The sequence below is a fragment of the Nocardia sp. NPDC004573 genome, assembly GCF_053602135.1.
In genome coordinates, this window is sequence record NZ_JBSGDA010000001.1 from 121,725 (window position 1) to 142,232 (window position 20,508).

The window sequence follows — 20,508 nt, forward strand, 5'->3', positions numbered from 1 at the left end:
CGCGTGAATCGAAACGAGTTGCTCGTAATCGGCCGGCGCGTCCAGCGTTGAGCCTGACACACTGAGTCGAATACGTCAGCTCGCGTTGCGACGCGCCACCCTCGATCAGCCCTGCGCTGTCGGGGGCTTTTTTATGTTCGGACTACTGTCCGGCATGGCGAAGCGCAAGACACCGCTGGCACAACATCCGGGGTCGGAACCACAACCAGTAAGGAACGAAGACGGTGAGCGCACCTACCGCACGGCCCGGGCCTTCGGCCCGTAGGCCAGCGCCTTCGGCGAACCAGCAGGCCACGCCCGCTGCCAACGCGACCTCCGCGGCCAACCGCCGCCCGGTTCCGCCCGAGCGGGTCACCGGCGCGCAGTCGGTCGTCCGATCGCTCGAGGAGCTCGGCGTCGACACCGTATTCGGCATTCCGGGCGGCGCGATTCTTCCCGTCTACGACCCGCTGTTCGATTCCACCAAGGTGCGCCACGTCCTCGTCCGGCACGAGCAGGGCGCGGGCCACGCGGCCACGGGATATGCCCAGGCCACCGGCAAGGTCGGTGTGTGTATGGCCACATCCGGCCCCGGCGCGACCAACTTGGTCACCCCGATCGCGGACGCGCAGATGGACTCGGTCCCGATCGTGGCCATCACGGGCCAGGTCGGCCGCGGCCTGATCGGCACCGACGCGTTCCAGGAAGCCGACATCTCCGGCATCACCATGCCGATCACCAAGCACAATTTCCTGATCACCGAGGGCGTCGACATCCCGCGCATCATCGCGGAGGCGTTCTACCTCGCCGCGTCCGGACGCCCCGGCGCGGTGCTCGTCGACATCCCCAAGGATGTGCTGCAGGCGCAGACCACCTTCAGCTGGCCGCCGGAGATGCGGCTGCCCGGCTACCGTCCGGTCACCAAGCCGCACGGCAAGCAGGTGCGCGAGGCCGCACGGATGATCATGGAGGCCAAGGCCCCCGTGCTCTACGTCGGCGGCGGCGTGATCAAGGCCGACGCGTCGGCCGAGCTGCTGCAGCTGGCCGAGCTGACCGGCATCCCCGTGGTCACCACGCTGATGGCGCGCGGCGCGTTCCCCGACAGCCACCGCCTCAACATGGGCATGCCCGGCATGCACGGCACCGTGGGCGCCGTGGCCGCGTTGCAGCGCTCGGACCTGCTGATCACCCTCGGCGCCCGGTTCGATGACCGCGTCACCGGCCAGCTGGATTCCTTCGCGCCCGGCGCCAAGGTCATCCACGCCGACATCGACCCGGCCGAGATCGGCAAGAACCGGCACGCCGACGTCCCGATCGTGGGCGACTGCCGCGAGGTGATCGTCGAACTCATCGAGACGCTGAAGGCGGATCCCGTGGCGGGCACTTCGCTGCCGCTGCCGCTGACCGACTGGTGGACCTACCTCGACGGCGTGCGCGACGCCTACCCGCTCGGCTGGACTCCGCCCGCGGACGGTTCGCTGTCGCCGGAGTTCGTCATCGAGGCGCTCGGCCGCCTGGCCGGTCCCGACGCGATCTACTGCGCGGGCGTCGGCCAGCACCAGATGTGGGCCGCCCAGTTCATCAAGTACGAGAAGCCGCGCACCTGGCTGAACTCCGGTGGTCTCGGCACCATGGGCTACGCCGTCCCGGCGGCCATGGGCGCCAAGATGGGCGCGCCGGACAAAGAGGTGTGGGCGGTCGACGGTGACGGCTGCTTCCAGATGACCAACCAGGAGCTGGCCACCTGCGCGGTCGAGGGCGTGCCGATCAAGGTCGCGCTGATCAACAACGGCAACCTCGGCATGGTTCGCCAGTGGCAGACGCTGTTCTACCAGGAGCGTTACTCCAACACCGACCTCGGCACGCACACCCTGCGCATCCCCGACTTCGTGAAGCTCGCCGAAGCCCTCGGCTGCCACGGCATCCGGGTGGAGCGCGAGGAGGACGTGGAGGCCGCGATCCGCGAGGCGCAGTCCATCAACGACCGCCCCGTGGTGATCGACTTCATCGTCGGCAAGGACGCCCAGGTGTGGCCGATGGTCGCCGCGGGCACCAGCAACGACGAGATCATGGCCGCTCGCGGCATCCGCCCGCTGTTCGACGAGGACGAGCAGGCGGCCGAGCCGGCGGTCATCCACGCGGCGATGTCGCAGGAACAGAACAAGGTGAACAACGGATGAGTACCACGCATACCCTCAGCGTTCTCGTCGAGGACAAACCGGGCGTGCTGGCCAGGGTCGCGGCGCTGTTCTCCCGGCGCGGCTTCAACATCGAGTCGCTGGCGGTCGGTGGTACCGAGCTCCCCGAGATCTCGCGCATGACCATCGTCGTCACCGTCGAGGACCTGCCGCTGGAGCAGGTCACCAAACAGCTCAACAAGCTGGTGAACGTCATCAAGATCGTGGAGCAGGACTCCGACAGCTCGGTGGCCCGCGAACTGATCCTGGTGAAGGTGCGCGCCGACGCCAGTGTGCGCACCCAGGTGATCGAGGCCGTGGGGCTGTTCCGCGCGAAGGTGATCGACGTGTCGCCGGACGCGCTCACCGTCGAGGCGACCGGGACCCGGTCCAAGCTCGACGCGCTGCTGCGAATGCTCGAGCCGTACGGCATCCGGGAGATCGTGCAGTCCGGTGTCGTCGCGGTGGGGCGTGGACCGAAGTCCATCACCGCCACTCGATGAGGTAGTGAGCGGCGGCCACACGCTAGTCTTTCTGCGATCGACGGTTGGCGTGCCGCCCTCCCCGCTGACGCGGGAATGATCCCCACCCGCTCCTGCGGGGGTGATCCGATCCAGAACAACGAAAATCAACACCGGCGCAAGCACGGTGTGCCCCGCCTCGCGCGGGGATGATCCCGGAAGGAACCACAGTGGCAGTCGAGATGTTCTACGACGAGGATGCCGACCTGTCGATCATCCAGGGCCGCAAGGTCGCTGTCATCGGCTACGGCAGCCAGGGTCACGCGCACTCGCTGAGCCTGCGCGACTCGGGCGTCGAGGTCCGCGTCGGTCTAGCCGAGGGGTCGAAGTCGCGCCCGAAGGCCGAGGAGGCGGGCCTGACCGTCGGCACGCCGGCGGAGGTCTCGGAGTGGGCGGACGTCATCATGGTGCTCGCGCCCGACACCGCGCAGGCGTCGATCTTCGCAGGCGATATCGAGCCGAACCTGAAGGACGGCGACGCGCTGTTCTTCGGCCACGGCCTCAACATCCACTTCGGCCTGATCAAGCCGCCCGCGAACGTCACCATCGGCATGGTCGCCCCGAAGGGCCCTGGCCACCTGGTGCGTCGTCAGTTCGTCGACGGCAAGGGCGTTCCCGCGCTGATCGCGATCGACCAGGACCCGAAGGGCGAGGGCCAGGCGCTGGCGCTGTCCTACGCCAAGGGCATCGGCGGCACCCGCGCGGGCGTCATCAAGACCACCTTCAAGGAAGAGACCGAGACCGACCTGTTCGGCGAGCAGGCCGTGCTGTGCGGCGGCACCGAGGAACTGGTGAAGACCGGTTTCGAGGTCATGGTCGAGGCCGGTTACGCGCCGGAGATGGCCTACTTCGAGGTGCTGCACGAGCTGAAGCTGATCGTCGACCTGATGTACGAGGGCGGCATCGCGCGGATGAACTACTCGGTCTCCGACACCGCCGAGTTCGGTGGCTACCTGTCGGGCCCGCGGGTCATCGACGCCGACACCAAGAAGCGCATGCAGGACATCCTCAAGGACATCCAGGACGGCAGCTTCGTCAAGCGTCTGGTCGCCAACGTCGAGGGCGGCAACAAGGAGCTCGAGGCGCTGCGCAAGAAGAACGCCGAGCACCCGATCGAGGTCACCGGCGCCAAGCTGCGCGGCCTGATGAGCTGGGTCGATCGCCCGATCACCGAGACCGCCTGATACAGAGGTCTATTCGCACGGTGGCCCGCTCCGGATTCCGGAGCGGGCCACCGGCGTCTGCGGGGATTCCTAGCTACTGCCGAACATGCCCGGGCCGAAGCCCTGCTGCCCGTAGCCAGGACCGCCAGGACCGCGGCCATAGGGTGGTCCGCCGTAACCCCAACCGAACAACGGGTTGTTGTTGCAACTCCAGTTCTGGAATGGGCCGAAGTCGCACCGATTGTTGTAATACGGGTCGTACCGAGCCTGGGTGATCCCGGGCGTGCTCGGGGTGGCGGACGCGGGCATCGCCAGCGCGGTCAACGGAATTGCGGCGATGGCGCCTGCGACGGCCACGCGGGCCAAGGTACGGCGTGCGCTGATTGTAGAGAACAACGTAAATCCTTTCATTCTGCGGCGAGCGTCTTCACCCGCCATCCCCCGTTGGGTCTGCCCACGGCCTACCCCCGCAGACAGATCTGGATCTACGGTCGCTGCTTCACGGTCGCGCTTACCGATGGGGCAGCGACTGCACGACTTCACTCTTGCGCACTTGCCGCGAAACGTCACGGGTGTTTTCTCCCCTGCGGACCAAATCGAACCGCGATATTAGGGGCACCCCCTATCGGCGTTGCTCATCGATCGCCGAAAAGTGCTAATCGCATCGTCCGGTGCAGTCGTCCCGCCTCCTTGCTCGGCTCGTTACTCGCTCGTACCGACGCCGGGGCCTAAGGTTCTCCCGGACAACGGGGTCAGGTAGCCGAACATTCTCTGCCCGAACGGATGGTGGACCTTGACCAACTCGACCGACAGCGAACCGACCGCGTACGCACCGGCCACGGCCGGCCGGCGCGCCGAGGCGATCCACCGCTTCCTCGTCCAGCCCGCCGACGCGGGCATCGTGGGCTCGGTCGACGGCGGCAAACTCCTCGAATGGATCGACAAAGTCGCCTACGCGGCAGCCGCCCAGTGGAGCGGCCGCTACTGCGTCACGGCCTACGTCGGCAACATCCATCTCGATCGCCCGATCTCGGTCGGCGAGCTGGTCGAATTGCACGCTGATCTGGTGCACACCGGGCGCACCAGCATGCACATCCTGGTGACGGTCTATTCGACCGATCCCACCCGGGTGAAGCCGGTGCAGTCGGCGCAGTGCCTGACGATCTTCGTCGCGGTGGACGACGACCGCCGCACCGTCGGAGTGCCGCAATGGAATCCGACGACGCTGCTGGAAATGCAGCGGCACCGGCAGGCCCGCGCCCGGATCGCGGTGCGCAAGCACATCGAGGAGGCGATGGCCGCCCAGCGGTACACGTCCGCGGGCGCCGCGCCGAGCGCGACGCTGCGGTTCCTGGCGGCGCCTTCGGACATCAACTGGGGTGGCAAGGTCCATGGCGGCCGGACGATGCGGTGGATCGACGAGGCGGCGTACGTCTGCGGCGCGGACTGGGCCGGGCAGCGGGTCATCACTTCCTACTTCGGCGGCATCCGTTTCTACCGCCCGATCGTGATCGGTCACGTCGTGGAGGTCACCGCGCGACTGATCCACACCGGTCCGCGCAGCATGCATGTGAGCGTGCACGTGACGTCCACCGACGCGCACTCCGACGAACCCGCGCTGGCGGCGCACGGCCTCGCCGTGGTCGTCGCGGTGGACGACGAGATGAAGGCGCGCGCCGTGCGGCAATGGCAGCCGGTCTCGGAGGAGGATCGGGCGCTGGACGCGCACGCCCGGCACCTGATCGAACTGCGGTCGCTGGTCGAACCGTTCACCATGGCGAGCGCCGTGCCCTCGGATGCCGAGCCGAGTCATTTCCGCGTGCCTGCGCCGAGCTGAGCCGGAGGCGTCCGGTCTAGACTAGTTACCGATGAGTAAGTTCTTCGCGTCGGTGGACGAGGTGACCGGGCGCCTCACCGAGGCCGGGTATCTCCCGTCCCTCGATATCGCCACCGCCGTGTTCCTCGCCGGCCACCTCGGCAAGCCGCTGCTGATCGAGGGCCCCGCGGGCGTCGGCAAGACCGAGCTCGCCAAGGCCGTAGCCGCCGCGACCACGTCCGACCTGGTGCGCCTGCAGTGCTACGAGGGCATCGACGAAGCGCGCGCCCTCTACGAGTGGAACCACGCCAAGCAGCTGCTACGCATCACCGCCACCGGCGACGAAGGCTGGGACAGCACCCGCGACCACGTCTTCACCGAAGAGTTCCTCCTCGCGCGCCCGTTGCTGGCCGCCATCCGCAACCCGCGCTCGACCGTGCTGCTCATCGATGAACTCGACAAGGCCGACGTGGAGCTGGAAGGGCTGCTGCTCGAGGTGCTCGGCGACTACCAGGTGAGCATCCCCGAACTCGGCACCGTCACCGCGGTGCGCAAGCCGTTCGTCCTCCTCACCTCCAACGCCAACCGAGAGCTGTCCGAAGCGCTCGGGCGGCGCTGCCTGTATCTGCACATCGATTACCCGACGGCGGAACTGGAACGGGCGATCGTGCGGATGAAGGTTCCGGAACTGGACGAGACGCTGGGGGAGCCGGTGGTCCAGGTGGTCGGAGCCCTGCGCCAACTCTCGTTGCGCAAGGCCCCGTCGATCGCCGAAACCGTCGATTGGGCGAAGACATTGGTCGCCCTCGGTGCGCGCAACCTGAGCGGAAGCGTCGTCCGCTCGACGCTCGGGGTGCTCCTGAAGTATCAGTCCGACCACCGCCTGGCGATCGAGCGGCTCGGGCTCGACTTGGATGCCCAGCAGGAAGGGCGGTGAGGTGATGTCCGCACCTCGCACGGTCGAGGCAGGGCGCCCAGCCGCCGAATCGTTGACCGATCGGCTCGTCGCGTTTGTCGGGCTCCTACGCGATCACGGCATCAACGCGGGGCCGAGCGAAACCATCGATGCGGCGGAAGCGATGGTTGCCCTCGGAATCAATGATCGCGATCGCCTGCGCTCCGGCATGGCCGCTTGCCTGCTGCGGCGCAATGGCCAGCGCGCCGTCTTCGATCAGCTCTTCGACCTCTACTTCCTGACCGCCCAGCAGCCGCAGCAGGTCGATCAGGCGGCACCCGAGTCCGTCGAAGCCCTGCGGGATCGCCTCGTCTCCGCGCTGGCACAGGATGATTCGGACTCGGTCGCCGAACTGGCCCGCCAGGCGCTCACCGAATTCGGCGGTTACGGCGGCGCGGGCGCCGGGCAGTCCGCGCCGGTCACCACCGCGTCCGGCGCAGGCTGGTCCTCCTACCTGACCATGAAAGCCCTACGCCCGGAAGAACTCATCGATCGCATCGTCGGGGGCATGAACGGCACTTCTCAACTCGACACCACCGTCCACACGATCGAAGCCAACCGCCGCCTCGCCGCCTTCCGCACCGCTGTCCAGACCGAGGCGCGCCTGCGCTCGGCGCAGTTGCGTGGCACCGAATACATCGCCCGCCGCGGCGTCGAAACCAGCACCGATCGCATCGATTTCCTCGGCGCCCGCGAACAGGACCTCGCCGAAATGCGCCGCATGGTCCACCCCTTGGCCCGCAAACTCGCCACCCGCCTCGCCGTCCGCCGCCGCAAATCCGTTCGCGGCCAGATCGATTTACGCCGTACCCTGCGTCGTTCCATGTCCACCGGCGGCGTCCCCATCGACCCGGTCCTGCGTGCTCGCAAACACGGCCGCCCCGAGCTCGTCGTCCTCGCCGACATCTCCGGCTCGGTCACCGGCTTCGCCGAATTCACCCTCCAGCTCATCCAGGCCCTGCAAGACCAGTTCAGCAAGGTGCGCAGCTTCGGCTTCGTCGACACCTGCGACGAGATCACCCACTTCTTCACCCCCGGCGAGCCCCCGACCCCCGGCACCGCCGCCCGGATCATTTGCTCCACCAAGGTCGCGCGGTTCGGCAGCTCCAACTATGGCGAAGCCTTCCAAGGCTTCCTCGACAACTACGCCGACGCTCTCGGCCCCCGCACCTCGGTGCTGATCCTCGGCGACGGGCGGACCAACCGCACGGATCCGAATCTCGCTGCGGTAGAGACGATTGTCGACCGGGCCAAGCACGCCTACTGGCTGAATCCCGAGCCGTCTCGGTCGTGGTCGACGGGAGACTCCGCGGCCCACGTCTACGCGGAACAGGTGACGATGCACGAATGCCGCAACGTCCAGCAGCTGACCCAGGTCATCGCGCGGTTGCTGCCTGCATAATGCCCGCTGTGGTGCCAGATGCTCCGCGCTCTTACCTGCCACTGGTGTCATACGGCCGAATGTGATGAATTCCGACCATGAAATGTGACACAGATCATTGCTCGGAAGGATGCGGTTGGGCATCGTCGTCACTTCGATTTCGGAAAACCTGGTTGGAGATGCCTGAATGGCCGACCACAATTTTGCTTACGACCTCACGCTGGACGAGGTGAGGCGGCGCAGCGCCGTCGTCGCGGCGCTCGGGGACGACTGGGACCCGGTCGCCGTGCTCGCCGAGGAAGAGTTGGCCTACGACATGCTGTACTCGAATCTCGACGACGAGCAGCAGCGGATCTACGAGGAACTCGTCCTGGCGGGCGTCCTGCCGGATCGGGCGACGCGCCAGGTCGCCGACTGATATCTCCGCCGGTCACCACGTCCATCCCTGCGTCGCCATGACATGTTCGGCGAGATCCTCGATCGTCATCATCTCGGGATGGCTGTAGTACATCAGCTCGAACTTGCGTTTGCGCCAGTGCGTCGGATCCATGCGGCCTTCATGGCTGGTGTCGCACAGCGATTCGAGCCGCCCGAGATCGAAGGGTTCCTTGCCGCGCGCATGGGAATCCGCTTTCACGGCCGCCAGGCGCTCGGACGCCGTCATATCCTCCCGCCGCCATATCGCCGCGGCGTAGCGGCGTGCGTCCTCGATGTCCACTCCTGCGCTCCTGCATGTCCTCGTCGTGACGGCGATATCCAGAAGAGATTGCGTCGACGACGTGATTACCCGGCGCGGACGCCGTCTATTACAAGGCGGTTCCGCATGACTCACTAAACCGCGCGACCCGGAGCCCGCCTCGCTCGTAGTCGACCGGGATTGCCTACGAGCCGACGCCGCCGATGTCAGGGCGCCCCTGGCCGAGCACGCCGCGCTGGATCGTGCCGCCACTGGTCGGAACGCCTCGGTCGTGGACCGCGGTGCCGCTCGGGCGCAGGAAGGTTCCGGCGGCCAGGACCACCGCGGCGCCGACCGCCGGGTAAATCAGGGTGTCGGCGTGCCGGTACCAGAAGGTGGCGTAGCGGCCGTCGGTGGTGTCGCACAGGTCATCGATCACCCGGGTGTTCGTTGTCTGGTCGACACAGATCCCGACGTGAATCGGCTGCGCGGTGTCGGTGGTCGGCGTGGTCGAGGTGATCCGAGAAGTGGTCGTCGTCGGTGGGGTGGTGGTCACCGGCGCAGTCGTGCGGGCCGGGGGCTTCGAGGTGGTGGTATAGATCGTGGTGACGATCGGGCGGGGAGCAGCGGTGCCACCAGCCCCGCAACCACTCGACACAAGCGCCATCGCCACCAGAGCGGGCAAGGTGTACGAGACACGGCGCGACGCCATGACCCGCTCCTGCCGACGATCGCAGTCCGATCCGCCGCTCATCTATTCCCCCTTCGTAGAAACCCCTGGTACGAACCGCCCGATGCTAGCAATGCGTCAGCGCGCGTACGGTCGATCCACCCTTGGTGAAATGCCAATTGCCAGAATGTTTTTTCCCGATCAGCCCCGGGGATCGTCGCTACGCCGAAGTACGCGCCGACCTGGTCCACGTGAACCTACTGAAGAGGACGCATCAGAACATCGAACCGCGGAGCATCGGGCCAACCCGGTCGGAGAGTGCCGACGCGGTACCACCCCCACCGGCGATATTTGTCGTACGCCCGGCGATTGTCCGGGCGCACCAGCAGCGTTGCCCGCTGCTCCGGCCGACCCGCGAGCAACTCGTCGTGCAGGGCACGGGCAACTCCCTTGCCCGTGAACTGTTTGCGCACCATGATCTCGCTGAACGCGAATGTGCGCGAGCCGTTCTCAGCCGTGAACGCCGCGTGATCACCTTCGTCCAGTCGCAGCCCGTCCCACCACGCGGTCTTGGCGGTGAGCGGCCACCCCCACGCCTGCCCGCAGAGTTCGCCATCGAGACGGGCGATCACCAACTCGAACGCGCCGGCGCGCGCGGGATCGGTGTAGGAGTCGAACCGGTGCATGAACGCGTCGGGCGATTCGAACTCCTCACCGGACTCGATCGCATCGACGTAGGAGTCCCGGAAGACGCGTTCGACGTCATCGCGGAGTTCACGCGCCTGGGCGGCGGTGTAGTGCTGGAAGTCGACGCCCCCTACCGGCCTGTCGTGCTCGAGACTCATTGCGGTGACCAACCTCCCTCCTGGTTCACCGAGGTCATCACAACCGAGTCTGCCGCGTGAGCGCGCTCTCGGCACTCAGCCGTGAACCTCGACGAAAGTGTCGGTATGCAACGCTATCCTGGTCGCCATGGCTGGCTCGGGGAGGACGGGGCGTGAACAGTACCGCGCCGTCAGGTCGATCGAGAATCGTCTTCTGACACACGCGCCGGACCGATGACCCAAGTCCCGGTCCGATGCCGACGACATAAACGAATCAGTATCCCGCTTGGACAGGAGCTCTGACTGATGGCGCGCATCCGCGAGATCGTACCGAGCGAGCAAGAGATCCGGCCGCACAAGCTCGAGAACGCTGTCTCATGCCAATACAAGGTGATCAAGGACTTCGACGACAAGCCTCTCGTTCACCTGTCCACGTTCGGCTCAGATCAGCGTGAATCCCAACCGAAGAGCAGCCAGTCGCTGCAACTCACTCTCGAGAACGCCGCCGAGTTGATGAACGTCTTCTCTGAGGCCTTCGGCTTCTCATGGCGGCCTCCGCGCAACCATCTCGAGCAGTCCGATGTCGAACCGACCTTCGCGGACGCGACCGACGAGCTTGCCGCCCAGCTGTACGTGCCGAAGGCTTGGCTTCAGGAATGCATAGACCTTCTTCGTGATCGACCGCAGCTGATCTTCTACGGTCCGCCGGGAACCGGCAAGACATACTTGGCCAAAGCATTGGCGGTGCATCTCTCCGGCAAGGACAATGTCAAGATCGTTCAGTTCCATCCTGCGTACTCGTACGAGGACTTCTTCGAAGGATTCCGGCCGGTCAAGTCGAAGGGAGGCCAACTGGGCTATCACCTTCAGAAGGGACCCCTGCGTCAGCTGGCGGATGATGCTCGGGGTAACCCCGATCAGGTGTACACGCTTATCATCGATGAAATCAATCGTGGTAACCTCGCGAAAATATTCGGTGAGCTGTACTACCTGCTCGAATACCGAAACGAGTGCATCGACCTGTTGTATTCTGATGGCGGGGAGTCATTCTCGTTGCCGCGAAACATCGCGATCATCGGCACAATGAACACGGCGGACAGGTCCATTGCGCTGGTCGATTCAGCTATGCGAAGACGGTTCGCGTTCAAGGCACTGCATCCTTCCGACGAACCGACTCGAAGTATTCTCCGGAACTGGCTCGACGCGAATGGACACAGCGTGCTGGTCGCAGACCTCGTAGACATATTGAACGACACCATCGAGGATGAAGATTTCAAAATCGGGCCGTCGTACTTCATGCGGCCCGAGGCGATTACCAGAAGGGGTATGGACTTGACTTGGCGCACCTCCATCATCCCGCTGCTCCAAGAGTTCCACTTCGGTGACGCGAACGTCGATGTCCAGCAGCGCTATTCATTGACGTCCATCGCTGAACGGGCGCTGGTCGATATCGACTCCATCACGTAGGTGGGCTGAGATTGGAACCACCGATCGAGCTGGTCGAGTTCGGAGCGTCTAAGGTTGTCGACCTTGCACCGGCGGAATACGATGCTCTGGCAGAGGCGAAGTTCGTCACCGTCTCGGCCTGCCGTGGGGGCCGTTACGCGATCAAGCCGGGTAAGAAGGTGGGATCTATCAAAGTCGGCTCGGTTCAGATCGATGTCCGACCGAAGATAACCGAGTTGAGGCGACTTCTCTTTTTCATCGGTTATTGCTCGAATCCGAAAATCTGGCGTGATGAAGTGGTCCACCTGGACAGGGCGGGCGGCCTGTATCCGGCAGTGTCGGAATCCTTCGTTCGCTTGGCGTCTCGCGCGTTGGAGGGCGGTCTGCTGCAGGGCTACCGAACAAAAGCCGAAAACATGCAGTTGGTCCGAGGTCGCATAGATTTCAACGAGCAGATCACCCGCCGCCACGGCCTGCCGTTGCCGGTCGCGTGCGAGTACGACGACTTCACCACAGACATCGCCGAGAATAGAATTGTCCTCGCGGCGGCTGCGGCTCTGAGCGCCCTGCCGCAGATCAGTACTGAGGCTCGCCACAAGCTCGGCCGTATCCGATATCAGATGAACGATGTGGCTCTTCCACAGCGAAACATTGCCCGTCCCGTGTGGCATCCGACCAGGCTGAACGTCAGGTATCACGATGTGCTCCGGTTGTCCGAAGTCATCCTCGACAACAGCTCTTTCGACCAATGTCGCGGGAGGCTGGCCGTTACGGGGTTCATGTTCGACATGTGGAGGATCTACGAGGACTTCGTTACAAGCGCTCTGGCTATGGCCATGCGTCGGCATGGCGGACGTGCGGTCACCCAGGATCGGATCTGGATGGATGAGGCAGAAACGATTCTTATGAAGCCGGACTTGGTCTGGTACGACTCGAGTGGTCGGCCTGTCGCGGTGGTCGATGCAAAGTACAAGATAGAGCGGCCGAAGCGCTTCCCGGAAGCCGATATCTACCAGATGCTCGCATACTGCTCGACGCTTGGCCTCGAAGAGGGGCACTTGATCTATGCGCAGGGCAATGGGCCGGTGAAGACACACAAACTCGTACGCTCCGGCATAACCATCCACTGCCGTGCCCTCGATCTCGGGGCCGCGCCGACCGAACTGCTCCACCAGATCGATGACATCGCGCGCATGATTCTGCATCAATAGTCGTCTCGTCATTGCTCAACGGTTGGCTGGCGCCGTCGCTCGCAACGCCTGTGAACTGAGCTGAAGCATCTCTGCCAATGTTGACCGGTCGATCGTGAACTCGAACTCGTTGCCGGACGTGCCGAAGACAAATGTCACGGATTCGCTGTCCTCACCTACGACGGTCCTGACAGGACAACCTTCACTGGTGCTGACCCAACTGCCGATTGTCAGCCGATCCCATACCATCATTGCTCCTCATCGGTTGGCGGTGTTATCGAGAGCTATCGAGCCCTTTGGTCACTGCCCAACCCGTCGCGCCTCGGATTCTTCTCAGGAGTCGAGTCGACGGGTAGGTAGGCGGTGCGCACGTTGCGGCTCGCCTATCGAACTCGACGCGGTCGTGGTCTGGCGCAAGCACGAACCGAGTCGATGACTGCCATCCCTGATGGTCGGTAGCTGTCACGCGGAGGCTGCACCCAGACCCGTAATCCATGTCGGTCGGCGGGCGAGGGGAGTCCGATCTGCGCGCCGAGGCGGGCTACGGAAGCGTTGAAGCGGAACAGCTCACCGAACAGGGCGATGTCGTCGGTCGGCACGTCCGGCACCACGAGGAATGTCCATCGCTTCGATCGGGGATGCGAGACGATCGGGCCGGGCCTGACTCCGTGCACTCGCATGTGGCCTTTGACGGCCGCGCCGAGTTCGGCGGGGACGGTGATGCCGCCGACGCTGCCGGAAGGGATGAAGAGTTGGCGAAGCTGCGGTTGTATGCGCGCGGGCAAGCCGCAGATCTCCCGGTAGAAGCGGCACCTCGAGATCAATGAGTCGTGTACGAGGGGTGCTTCCGGCATCGCGTCCCTTGCGGCGTACCCGCCAACTGATCGCATTCCCGTGCCTTCCTGTTCAGCCGCTGTCAGACGTGCACCCGACGCCCGGAAGTCGGATGGACTTCGGTGTTGGTCCGGCTTCGAGTGCTGTGGCTAGATTCCGTCTCGACTGGGTAGTGCGGGAACGCCCGTTCGAGGGAGGACCGGGGGAGAAGTGCGGGATACCGGGGCGGTTCGGGCGCGGACGCCCCCGAGCCAATGCGAAAGTCTGACTGCGGGTTGCCGAAAGAGGGGGACGGGACGTGTCTGAACCGAATCACAAGCTGAGTGAGGCCAGAACGCGCACGCGGTCCGAACTGACCGGGCACCCGCTGTCGCGATCAGAACTCGCCGACGCGGTGAACGCGTGGGTGTACGACCGGACCGGTCGAGTTGTGCAGTTGTCCGGCAACTACATCGGCAAGTTGGAGCGCGGCGTCTTTCGCTGGCCGAATGCGGACTACCGCGCCGGGTTGCGTGCAGTGCTCCGTGTGGCGACTGACGCCGAACTCGGTTTTCGTCCGGCCGAGCGCGGAACCGGCGGGGATAGCATGGAGTCGAATGATTCACCGATGTTCCTGCCGCACGGGGGGAAAGAGGTCGATGACGTGCGACGCCGAAGTTTTCTGCTCAGCGCGTCGGCCGCCGGTGTCGGTATGGCCTTTGGCTTGGAGTCAGCGCGGCATGGGCTGAATCGAGCTGTCTCCGAGACTGTCTCGATCGACCTCGACGACTGGAACGAGATCATCCGCGAATACGGGGCCGCCCACGTCACCCATACGGCAGCTGAACTGCGGGAGATGCTGCTGGTCGACGTTCTGAGCCTCGAGATGGCGCTTGGCATGTCGGCAGACTCCCGTCAGCGACGCGAGTTGTACAAGATCGGCGCTCTACTGAGCCAGTACATTGCTCAGGCGATCGGGGACCTCGGCCAGCGACGTGAAGGCATGCGGTGGTGGCGCACTGCGCGTTACGCGGCTGACTGCTCTGGTGACCTCCACACGATGATGTTCGTGCGGGGGCGTAGGGCTATTCGGGCGATCTACGACGGACAGTCAGCCGAGACCATCATCGAAGAGATCGGGAAATCGGCTCAGTTGATTGCCGATGGTCCTGCAGTCGGTAGACCGAGCCTGCTCGCCGCACGGGCACAATCATTCGCCCTGTTAGGGCGCGCCGAGGAAGCCGAGACGTCGTTGATCGAGCTGCGGGAGACCTTCGCCGCCCTGCCGTCTCGCATGACGAAGGATCACAGCTGGCACTGTTGGGCCTACCCCGAAGAGCGAGTGAGATTCGCCGAGAGTTTCGTGTACTCCCATCTGGGCGATACCCGCCGCGCAGAAGAGGCGCAATCGGCGGCGCTCGACCTGTACCCGCCCGACAGTCGGCGAGGGCGGATCCAGATCGAGTTGCAGCGCGCACTTTGCCTGGTCGCGGGTGGTGATCCGACCGAGGGTGCCGGATACGCGACGACCACACTGGGGAAATTGCCTGCCGAACATCGGACGCGGTTCGTCATGGGCTTGGGTGAGCAAGTCCTCGCAGCCGTACCGAAAGACCAGCGGCGCACGCGCACCGCACGAGAACTTCACGAGCTATTGCGGGACGATGCCGTGCGTCGAACAGAGGTCCTCGAATCTTGACCACCTCTCGCTCCCTCGAACTCGCCCGCTATGACGCGGCCGGGACGCTCGAGCTCGCGGACGAACTGAAGATCTTGTATCGCGACTCGCACCGCGAGCAGCAAGACAACCCGTGGTACAGCCCAGGCCGATTCTGGGAACGCCTGGAAGAGATGTACGCCCCGATAGCGGGGTTCGAACTCGTCACGGGGCGGATCGACGGGCGCATGATCGGCTATGCCTTCGGCACTCCCTACAATCGGTCGCAAGCAGTGTGGAAGAAGGCAGTTCGGGTCTACCCGCGTTTGGCTACCGGATCGGAAAGCGCACCCGTCTACATCTTTCGGGAGTTCGCCGTGCACCCCGACTATCAAGGCCAGGGCTACGCACGGATCATTCACAACGCCTTGCTCTCGCAGCGCCCCGAACGATTGGCTTACCTGCTGGTGCGGGTGGGCAATCCTGCCCGCGCGGCCTACGAGGCGTGGGGCTGGCGCGTGATCGGTCGAGACCAGCCGTTTGCCGACTCGCCGATCATGGACGAGATGGCCCGGCCGTTGCGCTGAGCGCAGGGCTCAGCGAAAAGGACCTGCGCTGGGAAATGCGCGCCCTGGCTGCGGCGGCCTGACCTTATCGCGCGGCCCGCAATGCCGCCGCGACCTGAACGACGTCCAGGTCGACGACGACCTCATCGCCATCCCAGACCCCTCGCGTGGTGATTGCCAGGCCGATCAAAGCCAGCTCGGCGGCAGCGTCACGGAGTTCGTACTGTGCACGGCTCTCGTTCTCGATCTCGCACGATTCGTCGCGGTTCCAGGCAGAAACGGCGGATTCGGCCGCGGACCGAGGCAACCGCACGCTGATCCGAGTGGGCTGGGAATCGAGATAGGTTCCGATCATCGCCAGCACGTCCCGGTCCTGCTGATACCGCACATACTGGCTACCACCTTGCACGAACTGAGCGTACTTCGAACCGGTCAGCGTCGAATTTCGGCAACCTCCACGGCTCGGTTCTCCCGCCGCGAGAGTTCGCACGCCTCTGCGACGTAGAACGCCTCCAGTGCGTCGACAGGAGGGCAAGGATTGTCGAGTTGCCCGGTTGCGACCTCGATGAAGGCCGCCAGTTCATCGGCATACGCCGGACGGAACCGTTCCATGAACCCCGCGTAGGGAGGGTGCGGGGACGGGCTGTGGTCGGGTTCGACGGAAGTGAGCGGCGCGCGGTCGTCGAGCCCGACGATCGCATTGCCCTTGGAGCCCAGCGCTTCCAACCGCACGTCGTACCCGGCCCCGTTGTATCGGGTCAATGACACGGTGGCGACGGTTCCGTCGTCCAGGCGCAGCAGCGCCGCCGCTGTGTCTACGTCCTCGGCTTCGGCGAAGAACGGCGCGCCACGGTTGGCTCCGAGGGCGTAGACGGAGGTGATCTCGCGACCGGTCACCCACCGGATGATGTCGAAATCGTGTACCCCGCAGTCGCGGAAGATGCCCCCGGAGCGCGCGATGTACTCGGCGGGCGGGGGAGCCGGGTCGAGGGTCGTCGCGCGCAACGTGTGCAGCCAGCCCAGCCGTCCGGAGCGGATCGCTTCGCGGGCCGCGCGGTAGCCGGCGTCGAAGCGGCGTTGGAAGCCGATCTGGACGGGGACGGGGGAGGTGCGGAGGCGGTCGATGACGGCGAGGGTGCCGGTGATGTCGGCGGCGACGGGCTTTTCGCAGAAGACGGGGATGCCCGCGTCGACGGCGCGGATGATGAGTTCGGGGTGGGAGTCGGTGGCGGTGGCGATGATCAGGCCGTCGAGGTCGGCGGCGAAGAGGGCGTCGACATCGGGGGCGAATTCGACGCCGAGGTCGGTGGCGGTGGCGCGGGCGCGGGCGGCGTCGGCGTCGGCCACCAGGACGGCTGCCACGTTCGGGAGCTTCTTCAAGGTCTCGGCGTGCGCGGTCCCGATGCGGCCGGTGCCGGCGAGGCCCAGCGTGACGGCTCGGTGCGAGGACATCGGCTCTCCTTGTATAAGTGGCATCGCGACGTACGGTGGGCCCGGTGGTTCAGCGTGGAGCGGTCGTGGTGGTGCGGACTACGAGCGAGGGTTCCACGCGGCGGCGGACCGGGGCGGTGCGGCCGTCGTGGAGGCGTTCGGCGAGCGCCTCGATCGCGAGGCGGCCCATCTGGATGCGCGGCTGGTCGATGGTGGTCAGCGCGACGTGGCGCAGGGCGGCCAGGGAGGTGTTGTCGTAGCCGACCACGGAGACGTCCTCGGGCACCCGCAGGCCCGCCTCCTCGAGCGCGGACATGGCCCCGACGGCGTTGAAATCGTTGCCACAGACGAGTGCCGTAGGGAAGTTGTCGCGGGAGAAGAGGTTCCGCAGCTTGCGGACCGCGGCCAGTCCCGCGGCGTCGGTGTGCTCGCTCGGCACGACCATCGGCTCCAGGCCGTGGCGCTGCATGGCGGCGCGGTAGCCCTTGCGACGCGGCGCGGAGGTGAAGGCGCCGCCGCCGTCGAGGTGCACGATGCGCCGATGTCCCAGGGAGACGAGGTGATCGACGGCCAGGCCCACGCCGATCTCGCCGTCGTCGTTGACCGTGTCGACCTCGGCGACGGTGGAGGTGCGGGATACCAGCACCAGCGGAGCTTGCTGCGCCGCTTCGCGAATGGCGGCGGCGGGCAGGACCGGCGACAGCAGGATGACGCCACCCGGCCGGAAGGAGAGCAGGCTCTCCAGCGCGGCGCGCTCGCGGGCGGCGGTGCGCCGGCCGGTGTTGAGGATGAGTTCGAAGCCGCGGGTCTGGGCGGCGGCGTCCATGCCCTCGACGACGTCGGCGAAGAAGGCGTTGCGCAGATCGGAGATCATCACGCCGACGAGGCTGGAGGTCCGGCTGGCGAGGGAGCGGGCCAAGATGTGCGGTTGGTAGCCGAGGTCTTTCGCCGCGTCCAGCACGGCGCGGCGGCGGTGCTCGCTGACCTTAGGGGAGTTGCGCATGACCAGCGAGACGAGGGCGCGCGAGACGCCCGCGCGGGCGGCGACGTCTTCCATGGTCGGTCGCGCCATGACGCCTCCGTTCCGCCTCCGTAGGCCTTTTCGGCTCGGACGATACAAGCTCCGGGTAGGCGAGGCAATAGAGCGCTCTAATCGGAAATCCGCGGCGGCGAACCGACTTCGGCGACGGTGCGAAGCGGGGAAATTGCCTGGTAATCGCAGTTCGATCGACGCGCTGAGGACTCTTGACACGCTATGACCCGCGTTACATAGTTGGAGCGCTCCAATCGAGCGGTGAACCTCGACGTCGAAGGTCGGAGAGTGCCGATGACCGAAACCCTCTACCCACTGCGCGTCGCGGCCGCGCCGATCTCCTGGGGAGTCTGCGAGGTCCCCGATTGGGGTCATGTGCTCGACGCGCGGACCGTCCTGGGGGAGATGGCCGCGCTCGGCCTGACCGCGACGGAACTCGGTCCTCCCGGCTTTCTGCCGGATGATCCGGTCGAGCTGCGCCGGTTGCTGAAGACTTTCGGGCTCACCGCCGTCGGCGGATTCCTGGCCGTCGTGCTGCACCGGGACCGGCAGGACGCCGTCGCCCGCGCGGAGGAGACCGCCGCCCTGCTGGCCGCCGCCGGCGCGGACGTCCTCGTGCTCGCCGCCGCGACCGGATTCGCCGGGTACGACGCGCGCCCACAGCTCGACGGCTCCCAGTGGAACGCCTTGATCGACACGGCCGCCGCGATCCGCGACGTCGCCGCCGCGCACGGGCTGCGCACGGTGCTGCACCCGCACGTCGGCACCCACGTGGAGAGCGAGGCCGAGGTCGAGCGGTTCCTCACCGATTCCGACCTCGACATCTGCCTGGACACCGGCCATCTGCTCATCGGCGGCGCGGATCCGGTGCGGCTCGCGGCGCGGCACGCCGAGCGGATCGGGCACGTCCATCTCAAGGATGTCCGCGGCGCGCTCGCCGATCAGGTCCGCGGGGGAAAGCTGGAGTACGGCGCGGCTGTGCGCCGGGGGCTGTATGCCCCGCTGGGAGATGGCGACGTCGATATCGCGGCACTCATGCACACCATGCGGGCCGCGGGTTACCGGGGTTGGTACGTGCTGGAGCAGGACGCCGTGCTGCGTCCGGGCGATTCGGCGCGACAAGCCTGCGACGACGCCGGGCGCAGCCTGCGCCACCTGGCCGACATCGCGCTCGCCGCGGCAGGAATCTAGAGGAAGCGACGACAACGATGTCTCGGAGACGACAGCGCGGCGTGACCGCCGGATGGCGTCTGCTGCCGTGGATCGCCACGACGGCGGTACTGGTCGCGTGCAGTGGCCCCGGGGCCGACGCACCCGCACCCTCGCAGACGCCGATCGCCGCCGGGACGGTGGAATCCATCGCGGTGGTGACCCACGGCAGTCCCGGCGACGCGTTCTGGAACGTCGTCAAGAACGGCGCGGAGGCCGCGGGCAAGGATCTCGGAATCCAGGTGACCTACAACGCATCCGGTGATCCGGGACAGCAGTCGAAGCTGATCGACAACGCGGTGGCGCAGGGTGTCGACGGGCTCGTCGTCTCGATGGCCAATCCCGAGGCGCTGCGGCCGTCTGTGGAAAAGGCTGTGGCCGCTGGCATTCCGGTGGTGACCATCAATTCGGGCGAGTCCGAGAGCGCGAAGTTCGGCGCGTTCGTCCATGTGGGCCAGAGCGAATCGCTGGCCGGACAGGCCGCGGGCAAGCGGCTCGCCGAGGCGCGGCGCGCGAAGATGCTCTGCGTCGTCCACGAGGCGGGCAATATCGGCGCGAACGAGCGCTGCGGCGGCGCGACCGAGGCGTTCGGCAACGCGACCACGCTGCAGGTGGACATCAACAATCCCACCGACGCGCAATCGAGGATCAAAGGCGCGCTGGAAGCCGACCGGTCCATCGACGCGGTGCTGACGTTGAACTCGCAGGTCGCCGCGCGGGCCGTGGACGCGGTCCGGGAAGCGGCGTCCGGCGCGATCGTCGCGACCTTCGATCTGAATTCCGATGTGGTGGACGCCATCCGGGCTGGAAAGCTGTTGTTCGCGGTCGATCAGCAACAGTACGAGCAGGGCTACCTGCCGATCGTGCTGCTGAAGCTGTACCGGACGAACCTGAACACCGTCGGAGGCGGCGCGCCGGTGCAGACCGGTCCCGGCTTCGTCGACAAGAGCAATGTGGACGCCGTCGCGGCGCTCGTCGCGCAGGGCACGCGCTGAGGTGGA

21 protein-coding genes are annotated in these 20,508 nt (G+C 66.0%); 13 read left to right on the forward strand and 8 right to left on the reverse strand.

Annotated features, from left to right (window positions below; genetic code table 11):
* The first annotated feature begins 224 nt into the window (after nucleotides 1-224).
* The 3 genes from ACWEKR_RS00575 (at nucleotide 225) to ilvC (ending at nucleotide 3,861) form a co-directional block, all read left to right on the forward strand.
* A complete protein-coding gene (locus tag ACWEKR_RS00575; RefSeq protein ID WP_452352658.1) occupies nucleotides 225-2,159 on the forward strand; it encodes an acetolactate synthase large subunit in 1,935 nt (644 codons plus the stop codon).
* Entirely contained in the window at nucleotides 2,156-2,659 is a 504-nt protein-coding gene (ilvN, locus tag ACWEKR_RS00580) for an acetolactate synthase small subunit (RefSeq protein WP_039799659.1), read from the forward strand. Before ACWEKR_RS00575 ends, ilvN begins: the two co-directional genes overlap by 4 nt.
* Nucleotides 2,660-2,859: 200 nt before the next feature.
* Nucleotides 2,860-3,861 carry a ketol-acid reductoisomerase gene (ilvC, locus tag ACWEKR_RS00585; protein ID WP_195086675.1) on the forward strand — a complete coding sequence of 334 codons (1,002 nt, stop codon included), beginning with the start codon at nucleotides 2,860-2,862 and terminating at the stop codon, nucleotides 3,859-3,861.
* Nucleotides 3,862-3,930: 69 nt separating this feature from the next.
* Here ilvC and ACWEKR_RS00590 read toward each other — a convergent pair whose 3' ends face one another.
* Complete coding sequence (locus tag ACWEKR_RS00590) at nucleotides 3,931-4,236, reverse strand: hypothetical protein (RefSeq protein ID WP_452352659.1); 306 nt, start codon at nucleotides 4,234-4,236, stop codon at nucleotides 3,931-3,933.
* A gap of 397 nt (nucleotides 4,237-4,633) precedes the next feature.
* Between ACWEKR_RS00590 and ACWEKR_RS00595 the strand changes: the two genes are divergently transcribed.
* The 4 genes from ACWEKR_RS00595 (at nucleotide 4,634) to ACWEKR_RS00610 (ending at nucleotide 8,410) form a co-directional block, all read left to right on the forward strand.
* The gene (locus ACWEKR_RS00595; RefSeq protein WP_452352660.1) at nucleotides 4,634-5,677 is read left to right on the forward strand and encodes an acyl-CoA thioesterase; all 1,044 of its coding nucleotides are present in this window, start codon (nucleotides 4,634-4,636) and stop codon (nucleotides 5,675-5,677) included.
* 31 nt (nucleotides 5,678-5,708) lie between these two features.
* The gene (locus tag ACWEKR_RS00600) at nucleotides 5,709-6,593 is read left to right on the forward strand and encodes an AAA family ATPase (protein WP_452352661.1); all 885 of its coding nucleotides are present in this window, start codon (nucleotides 5,709-5,711) and stop codon (nucleotides 6,591-6,593) included.
* Between the two features lie 4 nt (nucleotides 6,594-6,597).
* Nucleotides 6,598-8,013: a vWA domain-containing protein gene (locus tag ACWEKR_RS00605; RefSeq protein ID WP_452352662.1), complete on the forward strand. Its 1,416-nt coding sequence runs from the start codon at nucleotides 6,598-6,600 to the stop codon at nucleotides 8,011-8,013.
* Between the two features lie 166 nt (nucleotides 8,014-8,179).
* A complete protein-coding gene (locus tag ACWEKR_RS00610) occupies nucleotides 8,180-8,410 on the forward strand; it encodes a DUF6400 family protein (protein WP_452352663.1) in 231 nt (76 codons plus the stop codon).
* Between the two features lie 12 nt (nucleotides 8,411-8,422).
* Here ACWEKR_RS00610 and ACWEKR_RS00615 read toward each other — a convergent pair whose 3' ends face one another.
* The 3 genes from ACWEKR_RS00615 to ACWEKR_RS00625 form a co-directional block, all read right to left on the reverse strand.
* Nucleotides 8,423-8,710, reverse strand: a complete 288-nt coding sequence (locus ACWEKR_RS00615; RefSeq protein WP_195086145.1) for a hypothetical protein — start codon at nucleotides 8,708-8,710, stop codon at nucleotides 8,423-8,425.
* 163 nt (nucleotides 8,711-8,873) lie between these two features.
* Nucleotides 8,874-9,380: a hypothetical protein gene (locus tag ACWEKR_RS00620; RefSeq protein ID WP_452352664.1), complete on the reverse strand. Its 507-nt coding sequence runs from the start codon at nucleotides 9,378-9,380 to the stop codon at nucleotides 8,874-8,876.
* 215 nt (nucleotides 9,381-9,595) lie between these two features.
* A complete protein-coding gene (locus ACWEKR_RS00625) occupies nucleotides 9,596-10,183 on the reverse strand; it encodes a GNAT family N-acetyltransferase (RefSeq protein ID WP_452352665.1) in 588 nt (195 codons plus the stop codon).
* Between the two features lie 285 nt (nucleotides 10,184-10,468).
* On the opposite strand from ACWEKR_RS00625, the gene ACWEKR_RS00630 reads away from it, so the two are divergent.
* Together ACWEKR_RS00630 and ACWEKR_RS00635 are read left to right on the forward strand one after the other, a co-directional pair.
* Entirely contained in the window at nucleotides 10,469-11,629 is a 1,161-nt protein-coding gene (locus ACWEKR_RS00630; RefSeq protein ID WP_452352666.1) for an McrB family protein, read from the forward strand.
* Between the two features lie 11 nt (nucleotides 11,630-11,640).
* Nucleotides 11,641-12,819 (forward strand): McrC family protein, encoded by a 1,179-nt coding sequence (locus tag ACWEKR_RS00635; RefSeq protein ID WP_452352667.1) that lies wholly within the window; start codon nucleotides 11,641-11,643, stop codon nucleotides 12,817-12,819.
* 15 nt (nucleotides 12,820-12,834) lie between these two features.
* Here ACWEKR_RS00635 and ACWEKR_RS00640 read toward each other — a convergent pair whose 3' ends face one another.
* Entirely contained in the window at nucleotides 12,835-13,050 is a 216-nt protein-coding gene (locus tag ACWEKR_RS00640; protein WP_452352668.1) for a hypothetical protein, read from the reverse strand.
* Between the two features lie 880 nt (nucleotides 13,051-13,930).
* On the opposite strand from ACWEKR_RS00640, the gene ACWEKR_RS00645 reads away from it, so the two are divergent.
* Nucleotides 13,931-15,310, forward strand: a complete 1,380-nt coding sequence (locus tag ACWEKR_RS00645; RefSeq protein ID WP_452352669.1) for a hypothetical protein — start codon at nucleotides 13,931-13,933, stop codon at nucleotides 15,308-15,310.
* Complete coding sequence (locus tag ACWEKR_RS00650) at nucleotides 15,307-15,855, forward strand: GNAT family N-acetyltransferase (RefSeq protein WP_452352670.1); 549 nt, start codon at nucleotides 15,307-15,309, stop codon at nucleotides 15,853-15,855. Before ACWEKR_RS00645 ends, ACWEKR_RS00650 begins: the two co-directional genes overlap by 4 nt.
* A 64-nt stretch (nucleotides 15,856-15,919) precedes the next feature.
* Here ACWEKR_RS00650 and ACWEKR_RS00655 read toward each other — a convergent pair whose 3' ends face one another.
* From ACWEKR_RS00655 to ACWEKR_RS00665, 3 genes are all read right to left on the reverse strand, one after another.
* A complete protein-coding gene (locus tag ACWEKR_RS00655; protein WP_452352671.1) occupies nucleotides 15,920-16,198 on the reverse strand; it encodes a hypothetical protein in 279 nt (92 codons plus the stop codon).
* A 68-nt stretch (nucleotides 16,199-16,266) separates the two neighbouring features.
* A complete protein-coding gene (locus ACWEKR_RS00660; RefSeq protein ID WP_452352672.1) occupies nucleotides 16,267-17,286 on the reverse strand; it encodes a Gfo/Idh/MocA family protein in 1,020 nt (339 codons plus the stop codon).
* 49 nt (nucleotides 17,287-17,335) lie between these two features.
* Nucleotides 17,336-18,337 carry a LacI family DNA-binding transcriptional regulator gene (locus ACWEKR_RS00665; protein WP_452352673.1) on the reverse strand — a complete coding sequence of 334 codons (1,002 nt, stop codon included), beginning with the start codon at nucleotides 18,335-18,337 and terminating at the stop codon, nucleotides 17,336-17,338.
* A gap of 255 nt (nucleotides 18,338-18,592) precedes the next feature.
* Between ACWEKR_RS00665 and ACWEKR_RS00670 the strand changes: the two genes are divergently transcribed.
* Both ACWEKR_RS00670 and ACWEKR_RS00675 read left to right on the forward strand, forming a co-directional pair.
* On the forward strand, nucleotides 18,593-19,489 hold the full coding sequence (locus tag ACWEKR_RS00670; protein ID WP_452352674.1) for a TIM barrel protein: 897 nt from the start codon (nucleotides 18,593-18,595) through the stop codon (nucleotides 19,487-19,489).
* A 17-nt stretch (nucleotides 19,490-19,506) separates the two neighbouring features.
* Nucleotides 19,507-20,502, forward strand: a complete 996-nt coding sequence (locus tag ACWEKR_RS00675; RefSeq protein ID WP_452352675.1) for a sugar ABC transporter substrate-binding protein — start codon at nucleotides 19,507-19,509, stop codon at nucleotides 20,500-20,502.
* The last annotated feature ends 6 nt before the right edge of the window (nucleotides 20,503-20,508 follow it).

What these genes read in the sequence shown, in the direction of transcription:
- ilvN (WP_039799659.1), top strand. Translation starts at nt 2,156, where the DNA reads ATGAGTACCACGCATACCCTCAGCGTTCTCGTCGAGGACAAACCGGGC.
- ilvC (WP_195086675.1), top strand. Translation starts at nt 2,860, where the DNA reads ATGTTCTACGACGAGGATGCCGACCTGTCGATCATCCAGGGCCGCAAG.
- ACWEKR_RS00600 (WP_452352661.1), top strand. Translation starts at nt 5,709, where the DNA reads ATGAGTAAGTTCTTCGCGTCGGTGGACGAGGTGACCGGGCGCCTCACC.
- ACWEKR_RS00605 (WP_452352662.1), top strand. Translation starts at nt 6,598, where the DNA reads ATGTCCGCACCTCGCACGGTCGAGGCAGGGCGCCCAGCCGCCGAATCG.
- ACWEKR_RS00610 (WP_452352663.1), top strand. Translation starts at nt 8,180, where the DNA reads ATGGCCGACCACAATTTTGCTTACGACCTCACGCTGGACGAGGTGAGG.
- ACWEKR_RS00620 (WP_452352664.1), bottom strand. Translation starts at nt 9,380, where the DNA reads ATGGCGTCGCGCCGTGTCTCGTACACCTTGCCCGCTCTGGTGGCGATG.
- ACWEKR_RS00625 (WP_452352665.1), bottom strand. Translation starts at nt 10,183, where the DNA reads ATGAGTCTCGAGCACGACAGGCCGGTAGGGGGCGTCGACTTCCAGCAC.
- ACWEKR_RS00630 (WP_452352666.1), top strand. Translation starts at nt 10,469, where the DNA reads ATGGCGCGCATCCGCGAGATCGTACCGAGCGAGCAAGAGATCCGGCCG.
- ACWEKR_RS00640 (WP_452352668.1), bottom strand. Translation starts at nt 13,050, where the DNA reads ATGATGGTATGGGATCGGCTGACAATCGGCAGTTGGGTCAGCACCAGT.
- ACWEKR_RS00660 (WP_452352672.1), bottom strand. Translation starts at nt 17,286, where the DNA reads ATGTCCTCGCACCGAGCCGTCACGCTGGGCCTCGCCGGCACCGGCCGC.
- ACWEKR_RS00665 (WP_452352673.1), bottom strand. Translation starts at nt 18,337, where the DNA reads ATGGCGCGACCGACCATGGAAGACGTCGCCGCCCGCGCGGGCGTCTCG.
- ACWEKR_RS00670 (WP_452352674.1), top strand. Translation starts at nt 18,593, where the DNA reads ATGACCGAAACCCTCTACCCACTGCGCGTCGCGGCCGCGCCGATCTCC.
- ACWEKR_RS00675 (WP_452352675.1), top strand. Translation starts at nt 19,507, where the DNA reads ATGTCTCGGAGACGACAGCGCGGCGTGACCGCCGGATGGCGTCTGCTG.